Source organism: Streptomyces sp. NPDC050418 (assembly GCF_044458745.1).
Classification (GTDB): Bacteria; Actinomycetota; Actinomycetes; order Streptomycetales; family Streptomycetaceae; genus Streptomyces.
Genome location: NZ_JBITIG010000006.1, coordinates 446,017 through 461,870 on the forward strand (window position 1 = coordinate 446,017; position 15,854 = coordinate 461,870).

Here is a 15,854-nt window from a genome sequence, read left to right on the forward strand (position 1 = left end):
CACCCCCCCTTCGCGTCTGGTTGCCGGGGGGGGCGCGGCCGCGCCCCCCCCCCCCCCCCCCCCCCCCCCCCCCCCCCCCCCACGTTCGGGTGAGCCCTACTGACCTTCGTCCCGCCGCTTCTGCCAGCGCTGCTCGATACGGTCCATCATCGACCGGCGCTGCCGGCCCTGACGCCTCGTGGTGGTCGGGGGAGCTGTCCCGCCTGAACCGGCCACCGCGCCGGGAGCCTGTTCACCGGGCTTGGGCGCCTTGCGCCAACCAGTCACTGCGAGCACCGCACAGCCGAGCATGACGAGGAATCCCACCACGCTGATCCAGATCTGCTGCGCGACCATTCCAGCCATGAGGAGGGCAATACCCACAAGGAAGCCGGCAACCGCTTGGTAGACCCGCTTCCGGGTGTACGTGCGCAGCCCGCTTCCCTCAAGCGTCGTCGCGAACTTGGGATCTTCGGCGTACAACGCTCGCTCCATCTGCTCGAGCATGCGCTGCTCGTGCTCTGAGAGCGGCACGGAGTCCCTCCTCATCGTGCAGTCGCCGGGGCGACCGGGGGTCCCCTTCAGGATAGGCAGGGAATCGCCCCCGTGAAACCCGCCCCTCTACGCCAATTCGCCATTCAGGCCCGCCATGGCGCCCGATGCCGAGGCGTACATTCCCCAGCGATACGGCCGTCATGCCGGACGGTGTCCCTCGATCATACGGGTCACAGGCGCCGATCGGGGGGCCTGTGGCGTACTCCATCTGCAGCTGCGTCCCTGATCAGGGGGACTGCGCAGGATGGGCTACTCGCGGTTACCGCCGCGAGCACGCCCGGCACCGGAGTTCCGGCCACGACGGCTGTAATTCGCCACCGGATGTACGGCCGTCCGGTGCGCCGGCCGCACGCACGGCCGGGCACCTCCTAGGGCCTGTCCGGCGGATCATGCCCTAGCCCTTCTCCCCCAGGACGTGCAGCTGCGTCGCCACCGCGTGGAAGGCGGGCTGCTCGGCCGCCGCGGCCTCCAGCTTGATCAGCGCGTCCAGGGCGCCGGGCTCGGTGTCCACCAGGACACCGGGCACCAGGTCGGCGAAGACCCGCACGCCGTGGACGGAGCCGACCCGCAGCCCGCCGTCCTCGACGAGCGCGGTCAGCTGCTCGGCGCTGAAGCGGCGCGGCACCGGGTCGCCCTCGCCCCAGCGCCCGGCCGGGTCGGTCAGGGCGTGCCGGGCCTCGGTGAAGTGGCCGGCCAGGGCGCGGGCGAGCACGGCGCCGCCGAGCCCGGACGCGAGCAGGCTGAGGACGCCGCTGTCACGGAGCGCGCCCGCGACGTTCCGTACGCCCTCGGCCGGGTCGTCCACGTACTCCAGGACGCCGTGGCAGAGCACCGCGTCGAAGGCGCCGCGCTCGACCACGTCGAACAGGCCGTGCACATCGCCCTGCACCCCGCTGACCCGGTCCGCGACCCCGGCCTCGGCGGTCCGGCGCTCCAGCGCGAACAGCGCGTTGGGGCTCGGGTCGACGACGGTGACGCGGTGGCCGAGTGCGGCGACCGGCACGGCGAACTTGCCGCTGCCGCCCCCGGTGTCGAGCACGTCGAGCGACTCACGTCCGGTCGCCTTCACCTGCCGGTCGAGTGCCTCTTTCAGTACCTCCCAGACAACACCGGTACGCAGGGAAGCACGGGAGCCGGAGGTGCCGGAGCGAAGCGACGTCCCCTGGGAGTGGTGGTGGGAGACGGGCGGGCGCATCGAGTCCGACACGGCAGTTACTCCTCGGCGTAGCCCCGCCCTACGAGGGCGGTGCGGGGACGGTTCGTCCCCACCCTATTGCCTGCGGCCCATCACCCCCCTCACCCTGCATCCGGCTGCTCGGACCGCGCCTGCGGCAGGACCGGCTGGAGCACCAGCATGCGCTCGACCAGGCGCAGGAACATCGCGACATCGCGCAGCAGATCGTCGGCGTCACGTGGGGTGGCGGCGCCCTGGATGCCCGCGTCGGCGCGGGCGCGCTTGGTGGCGCCGGAGGCGAACAGGGCGCTCCACTCGGTCAGTTCGGGGGCTATCTCGGGGAGCACTTCCCAAGCGCTCCTGATCTTCGCCCGCTTGCGCGCGTTCGTCTCGGGCCGTCCGCGTGCGGCGAGCACGGCGGCGGCGGTGCGCAGGGCGGCGAGGTGGGCCGCGGAGTAGCGCTCGTTGGGGGTTTCGAGGCGGGCCGCCTCGTCGAGGCCGGTGCGGGCCTGGGCGAGCAGGTCGAGGGCGGCGGGCGGGGCCGAGGCTCGGCGCAGAACCGGGTGGACATCGCTCGCGGGACCGCTCAGTGAGGGGGCAGGGCCGGCGCTGTTCCCTTTGACTGCGGGGCGCCGCCGTGCGGCTGCCGCGTAGGAACTGGCCATGACGAACCTCCTGTCGTCGTTTGGCAGCACTGGCGTAGAAGCTCAACAAAGCTGCCGTATGACCCCATCGTGAAGTACGCCACTGACAATCGGCCCTGACCTGCACCGATGGCTCGATCAAGGGTTCGGATAACGGAGTTGAGGGCGAACCTGGGGACCCCGCCGACGAAGCCCCGTACCCCCGTCCTGTAGTTTTTTGAACTGACCAGTCAGTTCAAAAAAGGGGGCCGTACGTGCTCGTGGTGGAGGGGTTCGGGGTGCGAGGCCCCCGGGGCTGGGCCTTTCGCGAGGTGGGGTGCACGGCGGAGGCGGGTGACCTGATCGCCGTCGAGGGGCCGTCCGGCTCCGGGCGCACCTCGTTGCTGCTCGCGCTGACCGGCCGGATGCGCGCCACGGAAGGGCATGCGGAGGTCGACGGCCTGAAGCTGCCGCGCCAGGCCGCGGCCGTCCGCCGGATCAGCGCCGTGGCCCACATCCCTGGCATCACCGACCTCGACCCGGCCCTCACCGTCGCGGAGCACCTGCACGAACGGCTGCTGCTGCAGCGGCGGTTCGGCACCTCGCTGCGCACGCTCCTGCGCCCGCGCGGCGAGCGCGCGACCGCGTCCGCACTGCTCCGGGAGCGCGCGCTGACCGCCGCGGGACTCGACCTGTCCACGCTGGTCAAGGGCTCGCGCACCGCCGTACGGGATCTGGAGCGGATCGAGGCGCTGCGGCTCTCCGTGGCGCTCGCGCTGGTCGGGCAGCCGAAGCTGCTTGCGGTGGACGACCTCGGTCTGAAGCTCTCGGACGGGGAACTGGCCGCCGCCTGGCAGATGCTGGCCGCGATAGCCGACGGCGGCACGACCGTCGTCGCCGCGGGGCCAGGCGCCCCGGCGCAGGCACGCAAGGTCGTACTCGGAGGAACCGACGAGAAGGGGGCGGCCGATGCGCTCGCCGAAACTGGCCGCTCTTGAGCTCAAGCGCTTCGGCCGGGGCCGGCTGCCCCGCGCCGCGCTCGTCTCGCTGCTGCTCCTCCCGCTGCTCTACGGGGCGCTCTACCTGTGGTCGTTCTGGGACCCGTACGGGCGCCTGGACCAGATCCCCGTCGCGCTGGTCAACGAGGACGCGGGGGCGAAGGCCGACGGGAAGAAGATCGCGGCGGGCGACGGGATCGCCGCCGGGCTGCACGACAGCAAGGTCTTCGACTGGCACGAGGTGGACGCGGCGCAGGCGCGCCAGGGCCTGGAGGACGGTACGTACTACCTGTCGCTGACCGTGCCCGAGGACTTCAGCGAGCGCATCGCGTCCAGCGCCGGTGACAGCCCGGAGACGGGCGCGCTGCAGGTGAAGACGAACGACGCCAACAACTACATCGTCGGACAGCTCTCGCGGACCCTCTTCTCCGAGGTGCGCGCGGCGGCGTCGAGCAAGGCGTCACGGACGTTCCTGGACAAGATCTTCGTGTCGTTCTCCGACCTCCACGACAAGACGAAGGAGGCCGCGGACGGCGCCGGGCGCCTTGAGGAGGGCGCGGGCAAGGCGAAGGACGGGGCGAAGCAGCTCGCGGACGGACTCGGCGACGCGAAGTCGGGCAGCGGCGAGCTCGCGCGTGGCATCAAGAAGCTCGACAAGGGCTCCGGCGACCTGGAGACGGGCGCGGGCCAGGTGGCCGACGGCACCCAGCTGCTCGCCGACAAGGTGAACGGCGCTTCCGACAAGGTGCTGCCCTTCCTGCGCGAGAACGGCGACAGCATCGGCGACACCGCCCGCCTCGTCAGCGACACGGCCGGTGCCGTGCGCCGCCACCTGGGCACCCTCGTCGAGAAGGCGCCGCTCGCCTCGTCGGGCGCGGAGAAGGCCTCCGCCGCACTCGACTCCGTGTACAAGGCACGCTGCGAGGACGCGCTCGTCGACGACCCGAACTGCCCGCAGCTCAAGCAGGCCAAGGACGCGGGTGACGAGGTGGCCCGGATCGCCGCCGATGTGAACTCCGTGGTGCAGAACTACGCGGGCGACACCGACAAGCTCGACGACCACCTGGCCACGCTGCAGCAGCAGGCCGACGCGCTGGCCGAACGGGCCCCGCACCTCGCCGGCGACGTCGAGACGGCCGTGAAGAAGATCAACGAGCTGAACCGGGGCGCACGGGCCGTCGCCAAGGGCGCGGACCAGCTGCACACCGGCCTCACCACCGCCCGGACCGGTTCGTCCGAGCTCAACTCGGGCCTGGGCCGCCTCAAGGACGGCGCGAAGGAACTCGACGGCGGCCTGTTCAAGCTGGTCGACGGCTCCGGTGAGCTGGCCGGCGGGCTGCGCGACGGCGCCGAGCAGATCCCCGACTACGGCAAGCAGGACCGCGACGCCCGTACGGAAGTGATGGCCGACCCCGTCCAGCTGGCCGCCAAGTCCCTGCACCAGGCGCCCAATTACGGCACCGGCTTCGCCCCGTACTTCATCCCGCTGTCCCTGTGGGTCGGTGCGATGGTCGCGTACATGGTGATCGCGCCGCTCAACCGGCGCGCGCTCGCCACCGGAGCCTCGGCCTGGCGGATCGCGCTGGCGGGCTGGCTGCCGGTGGCGGCGATCGGCACGCTGCAGACGCTCGCGCTGATCTCCGTACTGCACTGGGCGCTCGGCCTCCAGATGGCGCACGCGGCGGGCACCGTCGGCTTCCTGCTCCTGGTCACCGGCTGTTTCGCGGCGATCGTGCAGTGGCTCAACGCCCGCTTCGGCCCGGCGGGACGCATCCTCGTCCTGGCCTTCCTGATGCTCCAGCTGACCTCGGCCGGCGGCACCTATCCGGTCCAGACGAGTCCGTCCTTCTTCGGCGCGATCCACCCGTTCCTGCCGATGACATACGTGGTCGAGGCGCTGCGCCGCCTGATCACCGGCGGCGGCCTCGGGCCCGTGTGGCAGGGCTGTGCCGTCCTGATCGCCTTCACCGTCGGCGCCCTGGCCCTGACCGCGCTCTCGGCGCGCAAGCGGCAGGTGTGGACGCTCGACCGGCTGCATCCGGAGCTGAGTCTGTGAGAGACGGACGGGCGGGCCTGTGACAATCGGAGCCATGCAGAAGGCAGCGGGGGCCACCGGCTCCAAAGCGGGGCCCACCGGCTCCAAGGGGAGCGGTGGCGGCGGACGGCGGCAGGCCACCAAGGCGAAGTTGTACGAGGCGGCGGTGACGCTCATCGCCGAACAGGGCTTCTCAGCGACCACGGTCGACGAGATCGCCGAACGCGCGGGCGTCGCCAAGGGCACCGTCTACTACAACTTCGCCAGCAAGGCCGAGCTCTTCGAGGAGTTGCTCCGCTACGGCGTCGGCCTGCTCACCGAGTCGCTGCGGACGGCCGCCGAGGAGACGGCACGCGAGGGCGGCACGAAGGTGGCGGCCCTCGACGCGATGATCCGCGCGGGTCTCGACTTCATCGCCACGTATCCGTCCTTCACCCAGCTGTACGTGGCCGAACTGTGGCGGACGGGCCGGGCCTGGCAGTCCACGCTGCTCGTCGTACGGCAGCAGGCCGTCGCCGTGGTCGAAGGCGTGCTGCGCGAAGGGGTCGAGACGGGCGAGCTGAGCGAGGAGATCGACATCCCGCTGACCGCCGCCGCACTGGTCGGCATGGTCCTTGTCGCGGCCCTCGACTGGCAGGCGTTCCAGCCGGAGCGCTCGATCGACGAGGTGCACGCGGCGCTGTCACGGCTGCTGCAGGGGCGGGTGGCCGGGGGCTGAGCCCCGTTCGGCACAAGGCCCCTGGCCGGAACGGACACTGGTCCGGCGCGGCTCGATCGTTCCTGACGAGCCCCACCGGACCAGCGCTTCCCCCGATTCCCCCGTGGTCCGCCCCGTTCCCCGGTGTCCCTCCGGGACGAGGCGACCCCCGTTCCGTCCGGGGAGCCGCGCCCGTTCCGCCGCCCCGTGTCGGCGGTACCGGCGCTGCGCCCCTTCCGTGTGCCCCACTCTTCCGTCCGTGCAGGTGGGACCCCATCCGTCCCCGTACTCATCTCCCTGACTAGGTACGGATACTCAGACGCACGTGCTCATCCCCAGGACGCGCGGATGCCGACTGGTTACGATCGCGTCCGTGTCCGTACTCCCCTTGGTGTTCACAAGCGGCTGGGCCAGCGGCATCAACGCGTACGCGGTGGTGCTCCTGCTCGGCATCTTCGGCGCGACCGGCGTCAGCGACGAGGTGCCGCCCGCCCTGGAGCGCACCGACGTGCTCGTCGCGGCCGGCGTCCTGTTCCTGTGCGACGCGGTCTGCGACAAGATCCCGTACGTCGACTCGCTCTGGGACACGGCACACACCGTGATCCGGCCGGTGTCCGGCGCGGTGGTCGGCGCACTCCTCGCCGGCCAGACCGGCTCGCTCTCGGACCTCACGGCCGGCGCGGTCGGCGGGTCGACGGCGCTGGCCAGCCATTTCGTGAAGGCCGGCACCCGGATGGCGATCAACACCTCACCCGAGCCGTTCAGCAACGTGATCATGAGCACGGCCGAGGACCTCGGGGTCGGCGGCATCATCACGTTCGCGATGTTCTACCCGGAGGCGGCGGCGATCATCGCGGCCGTCCTCCTGCTCCTGGGGCTGGCCATACTGCTCTTCCTCGCCCACCGGATCCGGCGCTTCCTGCGGCGGCGGGCGCAGCGGCGGGAGGAGAAGCGGATGGTGAGGGAAGGTGTCGGCAGCGGGCCGCCGCGGGACTGGGACTAGCGGGCTCGGTGTCGGCGGCCGCCCGGAGCCCCGGAAATCCCCCACACACCCTGCCGGTACAGTCCCCCACATGGCACAAATCGTCGTGATCGGCGCAGGAATGGGCGCGATGGCAGCCGCCGCCAGGCTGGCCGTCGCCGGTCACCGCGTCAGCGTCCTCGAACGCGAGCAGACCTACGGCGGGGACGTACGGCAGGACGAGCGCGACGGATTCCGCTTCGACACCGGACCCGGGCTGCTGCCGCTCCCCGCCGTGTACCGCGACCTGTTCATCAAGACCGGCAAGCAGCCGCTGGAGGACTGCGTCGACCTCGTCCAGGTCGACCCCACGGCCCGCCATCTCTTCGCGGACGGCACCACCCTCACCGTCCCCAACGCCTCCCGCGCCGGCACGGTCGAGGCCATCGAGCAGGCCCTCGGCGGCGGCAGCGGTGAACGGTGGGCCCAGTTTCTCACGCGCGCCCGCGAGGCCTGGGACCGCGCCCGCCGCCCCCTCCTCGAAGAGCCGCTGTGGCAGGACTGGCGCGTCCTCGGCGAGCGCGACCCGTACCCGGCCGTCCGTAAAGCGGGGCTGCTGCGCAAGCGGCCGCCGGCCTTCGCCGAGGCGATGCGTCACGAGCTGGCCGATCCCCGCCTCGTCGCTCTCGTCGAGAGTTCCGTCCTCGCGTACGGACTCGATCCCCGCACCGCTCCCGCGAGCGCGGCCGTCCTGCCGTACATGGAGCAGGCGTTCGGGACCTGGTACGTACGGGGTGGGATCCGTGAGCTCGCGCGGGCCGTGTACGAGCGGTGTGTGCAGCGTCGCGTGGAGTTCCGGTTCGGCGCCGAGGTCACCCGGATCGTCGAGAAGGACGGACGTGCGGCGGGCGTGGAGCTCGCGGACGGCACGGTGGTCGAGGCCGAGCACGTGGTCGCGGGCATCGACCCGAGCGCGCTCACCGGTCACGAACTGCAGACCCCTGGCCAGGACGCGATGCTCGACACGACCCGCGTCCGCCCCGGCCGCCTCACGGTGCTGCTCGCCCTGCGCGGCGCGCGGGAGGACGGCGCGGCGCACCGGACGCTCGTCCACGCCCCCGACCGCAAGGCCGAACTCGACGCCCTGGCAGGCGAGTCGGGCCCGGACACCACGCCGACCGTCACCGTCCTGCGCCCCGGCGACCCGGCGCTCCGTCCGGACGACGCGCATGAGTCAGCGGTCCTGTCGGCCGTCGTCCACCGCACCGCGGACCGGGCGGCGCTCGCCGAGCGGATGATCACCGCCGCCGAGCGGGCCGTCCCCGGTCTGCGCGAGCGCCTCCTGTGGCACGAAGTGCGGATGAGCGGCCCGGTCCCCCACCCCGCGCTCGCCGGCGCCGGTGCCCGCTACCTCTATCCGTCGAACACCACACGTCTGCCGGGGCTGTACCTCGCCGGCGGCTGGTCCCACCCCGGCGGCGGTCTCCCGCACGCCGGAATGTCCGGTGCGCTGGTCGCGGGCCTGATCGTCGAAGGGCCGGACTTCCGGGGCTCGCAGTGAGCGGAGCCCCGGCCGTCCGGCCCTCGATGAGTTCTGTGCGTTCCGTGCGGAGCAGTCCTCAGTAGCGGTACTGCTGCTGCTCGTTGTACCCGGTGTCGTACCCGTCCTGCTGATACGGCGGGTAGGCGGGCTGCTCGGGCGGCAGGCCGCCGGCCTGCGCGCCGTCCCCGTTGCGCTGCTGCGGCACCCAGACGCCGCCGGGCGGGGTGTTGTCCCCGTAGCCACCGCCCTGCTGGCCGCCGTACGTCGCGTACTGCCCGGTGTCGTAGGACTGCTGCCCGCCGTACGTGTCGTACTGGCCGGTGTCGTAGGACTGCTGGCCGATGTACGGGTCGGAGTAGGCGGCGTAGCTCTGCTGGGCGGTCTGCGGGTCGTAGCCGTAGTTCTGCTGCTGGCTGTAGACGTCGTCGTAGCCGCCGTAGCCGTACGAGGAGGAGTCGGCCGAGGCCGCGGCGGGCTGCTGCTGTGCGTAGCCCTGGTCCGAGTAGACGCCGTACGTACCGGTGTCGTCCGGCATCGGCTCGGTGGCGTAGACGGAGGGCTGCTGCGGAGCGTAGCCGTCGTCGTATCCGGCGTCCCGGTCGTCTCCTGCGTCACGGCCGTCCCGGTCGTAACCGGCGTCGCGGCCACGGTCGTATCCCGCGTCCCGCTGGTCGCGCCCGTACTCCTCGTCGTACTCCAGGTCCGAGACCTCGAGCGTCGGGTCCTGCTCCGGCACGCCCTTGCGGCGCCGGCTCTCCCCCGGGTTGCCGCCGATCGCCCAGCCGGTCGAGAAGCCGCGGCGGAACGAGAGCGTCACATAGGTCTGGCCGATGGCGAAGGCCACCGCGCCCGCCCCGATCACGTACACGGAGGGAATCAGCACACCGAGCACGACGCAGAGGAAACCGCCGAAGGCGAGCAGCCGCCAGCGCAGCCGTGCCTTGTACTGCAGCAGCACTTCACCGAGCAGCCACAGTGCGACCAGTCCGAATGCGATATAGAGGACCGTCCAGCCCATGTACGCCCCTCTCCTACGGCCCGCCGCGTGGGGGTGTGCGGCTGTGCCGGTTCAGGCCTGCGGGTGGTGCAGGCCCAGATTCTCGTAGATTTCCAGGGTCGCCGTGGAGTTGTTGAGCGTGATGAAGTGCAAACCGGGCACTCCCTCGGCCTTCAGCCGCGCGCAGAACTCCGTCGCGAACTCGATGCCAATGGAGCGTACAGCCGTGGCGTCGTCTTTGGATGTGAGGATCCGCTCTTTCAGCCCGCCGGGAATCTCGGCGTTGCTGAGCTGCGGCAGACGTTCGAGCATCCGGACACTCGTGACCGGCATGATCTCGGGGATGATCGGCGTCGAGCAGCCGGCCGCCTCGACGCGGTCGCGCAGCCGCAAATACTCCTCGGGGTGGAAGAACATCTGCGTGATCGCGTAGTCGGCGCCCGCGCGGCATTTGTCCACGAAGTGCCGTACGTCGGCGTCCCAGTCGGGCGAGCGCGGGTGCATGGCCGGGAAGGCCGCGACGCCGACGCAGAAGTCGCCGGACTCCTTGATGAGCCGGACCAGCTCGGCCGCGTAGGTCAGACCCTTGGGGTGCTTGATCCACTCGCCCATCGGGTCGCCGGGCGGATCGCCGCGGACCGCGAGGATGTTCCTGATCCCGGCGTCCGCGTACTGGCCGATGATGTTCCGCAGTTCGGCCACCGAGTGGTCGACGGCGGTCAGATGCGCGACCGGTGTGAGCGTGGTGTCGGCGACGATCTGCTGCGTCTCCGTCACGGTGCCCGCCCGGGTCGAGCCGCCGGCGCCGTACGTCACCGAGACGAAGTCCGGCGCGACCGCCTCGACCCTGCGCAGCGACGTCCAGAGATTCCGCTGCCCCTTCTCGGTTTTGGGCGCGGAGAACTCGAAGGAATACGTGGTCTTGCCGGTCGCGAGCATCTCGCGCACCGTGCGCGCGCGATCCATCCTGGTGGAAGCGGTACCGAGGGCCATACCCGCAGGTTAGTCACGGCGGCCCGCCACCCCAACCGCGAGCGGTGGCTATGCCGGTTTTGCCGGTTTTCCGTCCACCCTTCGGACAGTTGTCAGGCCGTACGGAGCCGCTTGGCGAACTCGGCGGCCGCGGCGGCCGGGTCGTCCGCCTCCGTGATCGCCCGGACGACGACCACCCGGCTCGCACCCGCGGCGAGCACCTCGTCCAGGTTGCCCAGGTCGATCCCGCCGATCGCGAACCAGGGCCGGTCCGTGCCGAGTCCGGCGGTGTGACGGACCAGGTCGAGGCCGGGGGCGTGGCGGCCGGGCTTGGTGGGGGTGGGCCAGCAGGGGCCGGTGCAGAAGTAGTCGGTGCCGGGCTGCGCGGCCGCGGCGGAGGCCTCGGCGTCGGCGTGCGTGGAGCGGCCGATCAGTACATCGTCACTGCCGCCGAGGATCGCGCGGGCCGCGGGGACCGGGAGATCGCCCTGGCCGAGGTGGAGGACGTCGGCGCCGGCGGCGTGCGCGACATCCGCTCGGTCGTTCACCGCGAGCAGTTTGCCGTGGCGGCGGCAGGCGTCGGCGAACACGGCGAGGTGCTCCAGCTCCTCGGCGGCCTCCATGCCCTTGTCGCGCAGCTGCACGATGTCGACGCCGCCGCTCAGGGCCGCATCGAGGAACTGAGGGAGGTCACCCTGGCGCTTGCGGGCGTCGGTGCACAGGTACAGACGGGCGTCGGCCAGCTGGGCGCGGCGCCGTGCTGCGGTGACGGACATGGGAACCCCCCTCGTTCGCGGCACACGGGCCCCGGACCGGGGGTGTTCCCCGGTCGCGAGGCCCGTCTGCCGAATGCGGTACGCGGCCGTCGGGCCGCACGTTGTCGTCTACGTGGCTGTCAGACGGCGAGCGCCTGGGCGCGGCGCTTCACCTCCGTGCCGCGATTCTCGCTCAGGGCCTGTGCGGGGGTGCCGGGCAGGGTGTCGTCCGCCGTGAAGAGCCACTCCAGCATCTCCTCGTCGGAGAAGCCGTCGTCGCGCAGCAGGGTCAGCACGCCCGGCAGGCCCTTGACGATCTTCCAGCCGTCCTCGGCGTTGCCGTCGATGAAGGCGGCGGGCACGTACAGCGCCTTGTTCTCCCCACGGCGCACGGCCAGCAGCCGGCCTTCCCTGACGTGCTGCCGCACACGCGTCACCTCGACCCCGAACATGTCGGCGATCTCGGGAAGGTTCAGCCACGCGGGCACGAGAGCCTCGGTCTTTGCGTCAATCTGGGTCACGGCTCAAGAGTGCCATGGGTTGGGGGGTGGGGGTGGGTTCGGGTGGCCCGGGGGGCCTGCCCCTGCGCCCTCACGGGCGACGCTGCTCCGCCGCTCCGCGGCGGGGGAGGTTGCGGGGGCTGACGCCCCCACGACCCCTTTCGGGCTGGGCTGCGCCCGGGGGCCTTGCGCCCTCACGGGCGGTGACGCTCCGCCGCTCCGCGGCGGGGAGGTTTATGTGGGGCTGGCGCCCTCACGCCCCCCGTTCCCTCGCGGGCCCGTTGGGGCAGGTTGCGGCCCGGGGCGCCCTGGGCCATGCGCCCTCACGGGCGACGCTGCTCCGCCGCTCCGCGGCGGGGGAGGTTGCGGGGGCTGACGCTCCCACACCCCACCGCTGGGACAGGAGACCCCGCAATCGCCTACTTCAGCACCGCGCTCTTCAGCGGGATCCCGGCGTCCGCCGCCCGGGCCGGGTCGATCGTTGCGGATGACTCGATCAGCTTGCGGCCCTGGGCCAGGTCGCGGGGGCGGCCCACGGCGAGGACCGCTGTGAGGGTGCCCTCGCGCAGCCAGCAGACCGACCAGGCGGGGCCGGACGGGTCTCCGCGCCACACCAGGGTGTCCGCGTCAGTGTGGTGGCCCGCGTACTGGACGAAGCGGCCGAACTGCTCGGACCAGAAGTACGGGACCGGGTCGTAGACCGCGGGCTCGGTGCCGAGGATGTTGGCGGCCACCGTGCGCGGGCCCTGCAGCGCGTTGTCCCAGTGGTGGACCAGGAGGCGGGCGCCGTAGCGGGCCGAGGGGAACGAGGCGCAGTCGCCGACCGCGTACACGTCAGGGGCCGAGGTCCGCAGCGCGGCGTCCGCGACGACCGCGCCGTCCGGGCCCAGCTCCACGCCCGAGCCCGCGAGCCAGCCCGTCGCCGGGCGCGCGCCGATGCCGACGACGACCGCGCCCGCGGGCAGCCGGGTCCCGTCGTCGAGGACGACGGCGCCGGGCTCGACCGCCCGCACCCGCGCACCCGTGCGCAGGACCGCGCCCGCCTCCGCGTACCAGTCCGCCATCGGCGCCGCGACCTCCGCCGGCAGCGCGCCGGCGAGCGGCCGGCCGGCGGCCTCGACGACGGTCACCGCGCACCCCGCGTCCCGCGCGGCCGTGGCGAACTCCGCGCCGATCCAGCCGGCGCCCACGACCACGATGTCGTGCTGCTCGGCGAGCACGGGCCGCAGCCGCTGCGCGTCATCCAGCGTGCGCAGGAGATGCACGCCGGGGACGCCTTCCGTGCCGGGCAGCTGGAGCGGCTCGGCACCGGTCGCGAGGACGAGGACGTCGTACGGTACGGGCCCCTGCGCGGTGTCGAGCTCATGCTCCCCCGCCCTGAGGCCGGTCGCCTCGCGCCCCAACTCCAGCTCGACGCCGAGGGATTCGAAGTCCACCTCGAACGCGGAGCCCTCGGCCTTGCCGAGCAGCACGGCCTTCGACAGCGGCGGCCGGTCGTACGGCTGGTGCGGCTCGGCACCGATCAGCCGGACCGGCCCCTCGAACCCTTGCTCCCGCAGGGCAACCGCCGTCTGCACCCCGGCCATCCCCGCCCCGACGATCACCACTCGGCGCTGCTCCACGGGTCCCACCTCCACCTGATCGCTCACCCGGCCACCATAAACAACTGACGAACCGTCAGGAACCCTGGATCCCACAGCTCAGGCCGTGAGGTGTTCCACAACGGTGAGGGTTTGCCTGGGGCCAGGATGCGCTTGCGGGGTGGATGGGCACAGTCCCTTGGGAGTCCGGATTGTGTGCCCGGCGGGGTGGGTTGTGTGCCCGGCGGGGTGGGTTGTGCGCCCAGCGGGGTGGGTGGCACGTCCGGCGGGGTGGGTTGCGAACCCAGCGGGGTGGGTTGCGGACCCGCAGGGGTGCATGGTGGATCGCGAACCCCCGCGAGGGTGCAAAGGTGGCTGGTGCTCCCCGCGAGGGTGGCGGGGGCAGGTCGCGAACCCCGCAAAGGTGGCGGATCGCGCGCCGCGCGGAGGTGGCGGATCGCGCGCCCCGCGGGTTGCCGGGCAGACGGCGCACCCCGCGAGCGTGCCTAACAGATGGCTAACCCCGCGAGCGCGCCGAAGCAGCTGGCGAACCCCGCGGGGGTGCAGGGGGCGGAGCCCCCGCCGGGGTGCAGGGGCGGAGCCCCGCAAGGGGGCCCGGGGGCGTCAGCCCTCGGCCTCCCAGCGCCGCGGAGCGGCGCAGCAGCGTCCGGGCCGCAGGCCCGCAGTGCCCCCGCGCAAAGCCGGCCCGGCGCAAGGCCAGAACCCCGAACGGGGCCAGGGGCGTCAGCCCCCGAACCTCCCAGCGCCGCGGAGCGGCGCAGCAGCGTCCGGGCCGCAGGCCCGCAAGGCCCCCGCGCAAGCCCGGCCGGGCGAGAGGGCAGAGCCCAGGACGGGGGCGGAGCCCACGGAACCCCGGCGCCGCGGAGCGGCGCAGCGACGCGCGGGCCGCAGGCCCGTAAGGCCACCCACGGACCCGGCCACACTTCAAGCGCCCCAACCCCGAACGCTAAAGTGAACCCACTGCACACCGCGGGAGCCCGGACGCGCCGGGCTGAGAGGGAGGCGGCGGCCTCCGACCGTATGAACCTGATCCGGGTCATGCCGGCGAAGGGAGGGGCTGGACGCCCATGTCACAGCTGTCTTCGAAGGTGCCGTCCACAGCGACCGCACCGCACGACGTCCTCGTCGTGGGAGGCGGGATCATCGGCCTGGTCACGGCCTGGCGGTCCGCGCAGCAGGGCCTGCGCACCGCGGTCGTCGACCCGGCCCCCGGCCGGGGCGCCGCCCAGGTCGCGGCCGGGATGCTCGCCGCCGTCACCGAACTGCACTACGGCGAGGAGACCCTCCTCGCCCTCAACCTGGCCTCGGCCGACCGCTACCCGTCGTTCGCCGAAGAGCTCACCGAGGCGAGCGGCGAGGACCTCGGCTACCGCTCCTGCGGCACCCTCTCCGTCGCACTCGACGCCGACGACCGCGCCCACCTGCGCGAGGTCCACGCCCTGCAGCAGCGCGCGGGCCTCGCCTCGGAGTGGCTCTCGGGCCGCGAGTGCCGCCGGCTGGAACCGATGCTCGCGCCCGGCGTCCGCGGCGGCCTGCGCGCCGACGACGACCACCAGATCGATCCGCGCCGCCTCGCGAAGGCCCTGCTCATCGCCTGCGAGCGCGCGGGTGTCACCTTCCACCGCGAGTGGGCCGCCCGGCTCTCGGTCATACGGGACCGGGCGGCGGGCGTCGCCCTCACCGACGGCACGGAACTCACCGCCGGCCGCACCGTCCTCGCGGGCGGCAGCCACACCGCCCTCCTGACCGGCCTCCCCGAGGAGGTCGCCGTGCCGGTCCGCCCCGTGAAGGGGCAGGTCCTGCGCCTGCGCATCCCCGACGCGTACGCCCCCTTCCTGCAGCGCACCGTTCGCGCGGTCGTCCGCGGCAGCGATGTCTACCTGGTCCCGCGCGAGAACGGCGAGCTGGTCGTCGGCGCGACCAGCGAGGAGCAGGGCTACGACACGACGGTCACCGCGGGCGGCGTCTACGAACTCCTGCGGGACGCGCACGAGCTGATCCCGGGCATCACGGAACTCCCGCTGGTGGAGACCATCGCGGGCCTGCGCCCCGGCTCCCCCGACAACGCCCCGCTGCTCGGCCCGACCGCACTGCCGGACCTGCTTCTCGCCACCGGCCACCACCGCAACGGCGTGCTGCTCACCCCCGTCACGGGCGACGCGATGGCCCAGGTCCTGACGACCGGGGAACTCCCGGAGGCCGCCCGCCCGTTCACCCCGAAGCGCTTCGGAGCACGTCAGGAGCAGACCGTATGAGCGAGATCTCCGTCGAGGTCAACGGCGAGACGCGGGCGGTGTCGGAGGGCCTCACGCTCGACGCGCTCGTCGCGACCCTCACCGCCGCGCCCTCCGGGGTGGCGGCCGCACTCAACGAGACCGTCGTACCGCGCGGCGAGTGGCAGGCCACGGCCCTGCGCACCGGCGACCGCGTCGAGGTCCTGACCGCCGTCCAGGGAGGCTGACCA

At 72.7% G+C, this 15,854-nt stretch carries 15 protein-coding genes and 1 riboswitch; of the genes, 7 read left to right on the forward strand and 8 right to left on the reverse strand.

Translation table 11 applies throughout. From position 1 onward, the window contains the following. Nucleotides 1–96: 96 nt before the first annotated feature. The 3 genes from ACIBI4_RS17300 to ACIBI4_RS17310 all read right to left on the reverse strand — a co-directional run bounded on the left by ACIBI4_RS17300 (nt 97) and on the right by ACIBI4_RS17310 (nt 2,373). Nucleotides 97–513: a DUF3040 domain-containing protein gene (locus tag ACIBI4_RS17300; protein WP_399204731.1), complete on the reverse strand. Its 417-nt coding sequence runs from the start codon at nt 511–513 to the stop codon at nt 97–99. A gap of 415 nt (nt 514–928) precedes the next feature. Beyond that, a complete protein-coding gene (locus tag ACIBI4_RS17305) occupies nt 929–1,741 on the reverse strand; it encodes a class I SAM-dependent methyltransferase (RefSeq protein WP_399204732.1) in 813 nt (270 codons plus the stop codon). A gap of 89 nt (nt 1,742–1,830) precedes the next feature. After that, nucleotides 1,831–2,373, reverse strand: a complete 543-nt coding sequence (locus ACIBI4_RS17310) for an SAV_6107 family HEPN domain-containing protein (protein WP_399204733.1) — start codon at nt 2,371–2,373, stop codon at nt 1,831–1,833. 233 nt (nt 2,374–2,606) lie between these two features. Between ACIBI4_RS17310 and ACIBI4_RS17315 the strand changes: the two genes are divergently transcribed. The 5 genes from ACIBI4_RS17315 (at nt 2,607) to ACIBI4_RS17335 (ending at nt 8,583) form a co-directional block, all read left to right on the forward strand. Continuing rightward, the gene (locus ACIBI4_RS17315; RefSeq protein WP_399204734.1) at nt 2,607–3,329 is read left to right on the forward strand and encodes an ATP-binding cassette domain-containing protein; all 723 of its coding nucleotides are present in this window, start codon (nt 2,607–2,609) and stop codon (nt 3,327–3,329) included. After that, nucleotides 3,301–5,385: a YhgE/Pip family protein gene (locus ACIBI4_RS17320; RefSeq protein ID WP_399204735.1), complete on the forward strand. Its 2,085-nt coding sequence runs from the start codon at nt 3,301–3,303 to the stop codon at nt 5,383–5,385. The genes ACIBI4_RS17315 and ACIBI4_RS17320 overlap by 29 nt, the downstream gene beginning before the upstream one ends. Before the next feature lie 34 nt (nt 5,386–5,419). Further along, nucleotides 5,420–6,082 (forward strand): TetR/AcrR family transcriptional regulator, encoded by a 663-nt coding sequence (locus ACIBI4_RS17325; protein WP_399204736.1) that lies wholly within the window; start codon nt 5,420–5,422, stop codon nt 6,080–6,082. Nucleotides 6,083–6,434: 352 nt separating this feature from the next. Continuing rightward, entirely contained in the window at nt 6,435–7,064 is a 630-nt protein-coding gene (locus tag ACIBI4_RS17330; RefSeq protein ID WP_399204737.1) for a DUF4126 domain-containing protein, read from the forward strand. A 70-nt stretch (nt 7,065–7,134) separates the two neighbouring features. After that, nucleotides 7,135–8,583, forward strand: coding sequence for a phytoene desaturase family protein (locus ACIBI4_RS17335; protein ID WP_399204738.1), 1,449 nt, complete (start codon nt 7,135–7,137; stop codon nt 8,581–8,583). 58 nt (nt 8,584–8,641) lie between these two features. Here ACIBI4_RS17335 and ACIBI4_RS17340 read toward each other — a convergent pair whose 3' ends face one another. The 5 genes from ACIBI4_RS17340 to ACIBI4_RS17360 form a co-directional block, all read right to left on the reverse strand. Continuing rightward, nucleotides 8,642–9,583, reverse strand: coding sequence for a hypothetical protein (locus tag ACIBI4_RS17340; protein WP_399204739.1), 942 nt, complete (start codon nt 9,581–9,583; stop codon nt 8,642–8,644). Nucleotides 9,584–9,634: 51 nt separating this feature from the next. Beyond that, nucleotides 9,635–10,555, reverse strand: coding sequence for a methylenetetrahydrofolate reductase [NAD(P)H] (gene metF, locus ACIBI4_RS17345; RefSeq protein ID WP_399204740.1), 921 nt, complete (start codon nt 10,553–10,555; stop codon nt 9,635–9,637). A gap of 92 nt (nt 10,556–10,647) precedes the next feature. Further along, complete coding sequence (gene thiE, locus ACIBI4_RS17350) at nt 10,648–11,310, reverse strand: thiamine phosphate synthase (protein ID WP_399204741.1); 663 nt, start codon at nt 11,308–11,310, stop codon at nt 10,648–10,650. 119 nt (nt 11,311–11,429) lie between these two features. Then, nucleotides 11,430–11,810, reverse strand: coding sequence for an Rv2175c family DNA-binding protein (locus tag ACIBI4_RS17355; RefSeq protein WP_399204742.1), 381 nt, complete (start codon nt 11,808–11,810; stop codon nt 11,430–11,432). A gap of 398 nt (nt 11,811–12,208) precedes the next feature. Next, a complete protein-coding gene (locus ACIBI4_RS17360) occupies nt 12,209–13,375 on the reverse strand; it encodes an NAD(P)/FAD-dependent oxidoreductase (RefSeq protein ID WP_399204830.1) in 1,167 nt (388 codons plus the stop codon). Between the two features lie 974 nt (nt 13,376–14,349). After that, nucleotides 14,350–14,460, forward strand: a riboswitch (TPP riboswitch). Between ACIBI4_RS17360 and thiO the strand changes: the two genes are divergently transcribed. Together thiO and thiS are read left to right on the forward strand one after the other, a co-directional pair. Further along, complete coding sequence (gene thiO, locus ACIBI4_RS17365) at nt 14,458–15,645, forward strand: glycine oxidase ThiO (RefSeq protein WP_399204743.1); 1,188 nt, start codon at nt 14,458–14,460, stop codon at nt 15,643–15,645. It overlaps the preceding riboswitch by 3 nt. Beyond that, on the forward strand, nt 15,642–15,851 hold the full coding sequence (thiS, locus tag ACIBI4_RS17370) for a sulfur carrier protein ThiS (protein ID WP_399204744.1): 210 nt from the start codon (nt 15,642–15,644) through the stop codon (nt 15,849–15,851). The genes thiO and thiS overlap by 4 nt, the downstream gene beginning before the upstream one ends. The last annotated feature ends 3 nt before the right edge of the window (nt 15,852–15,854 follow it).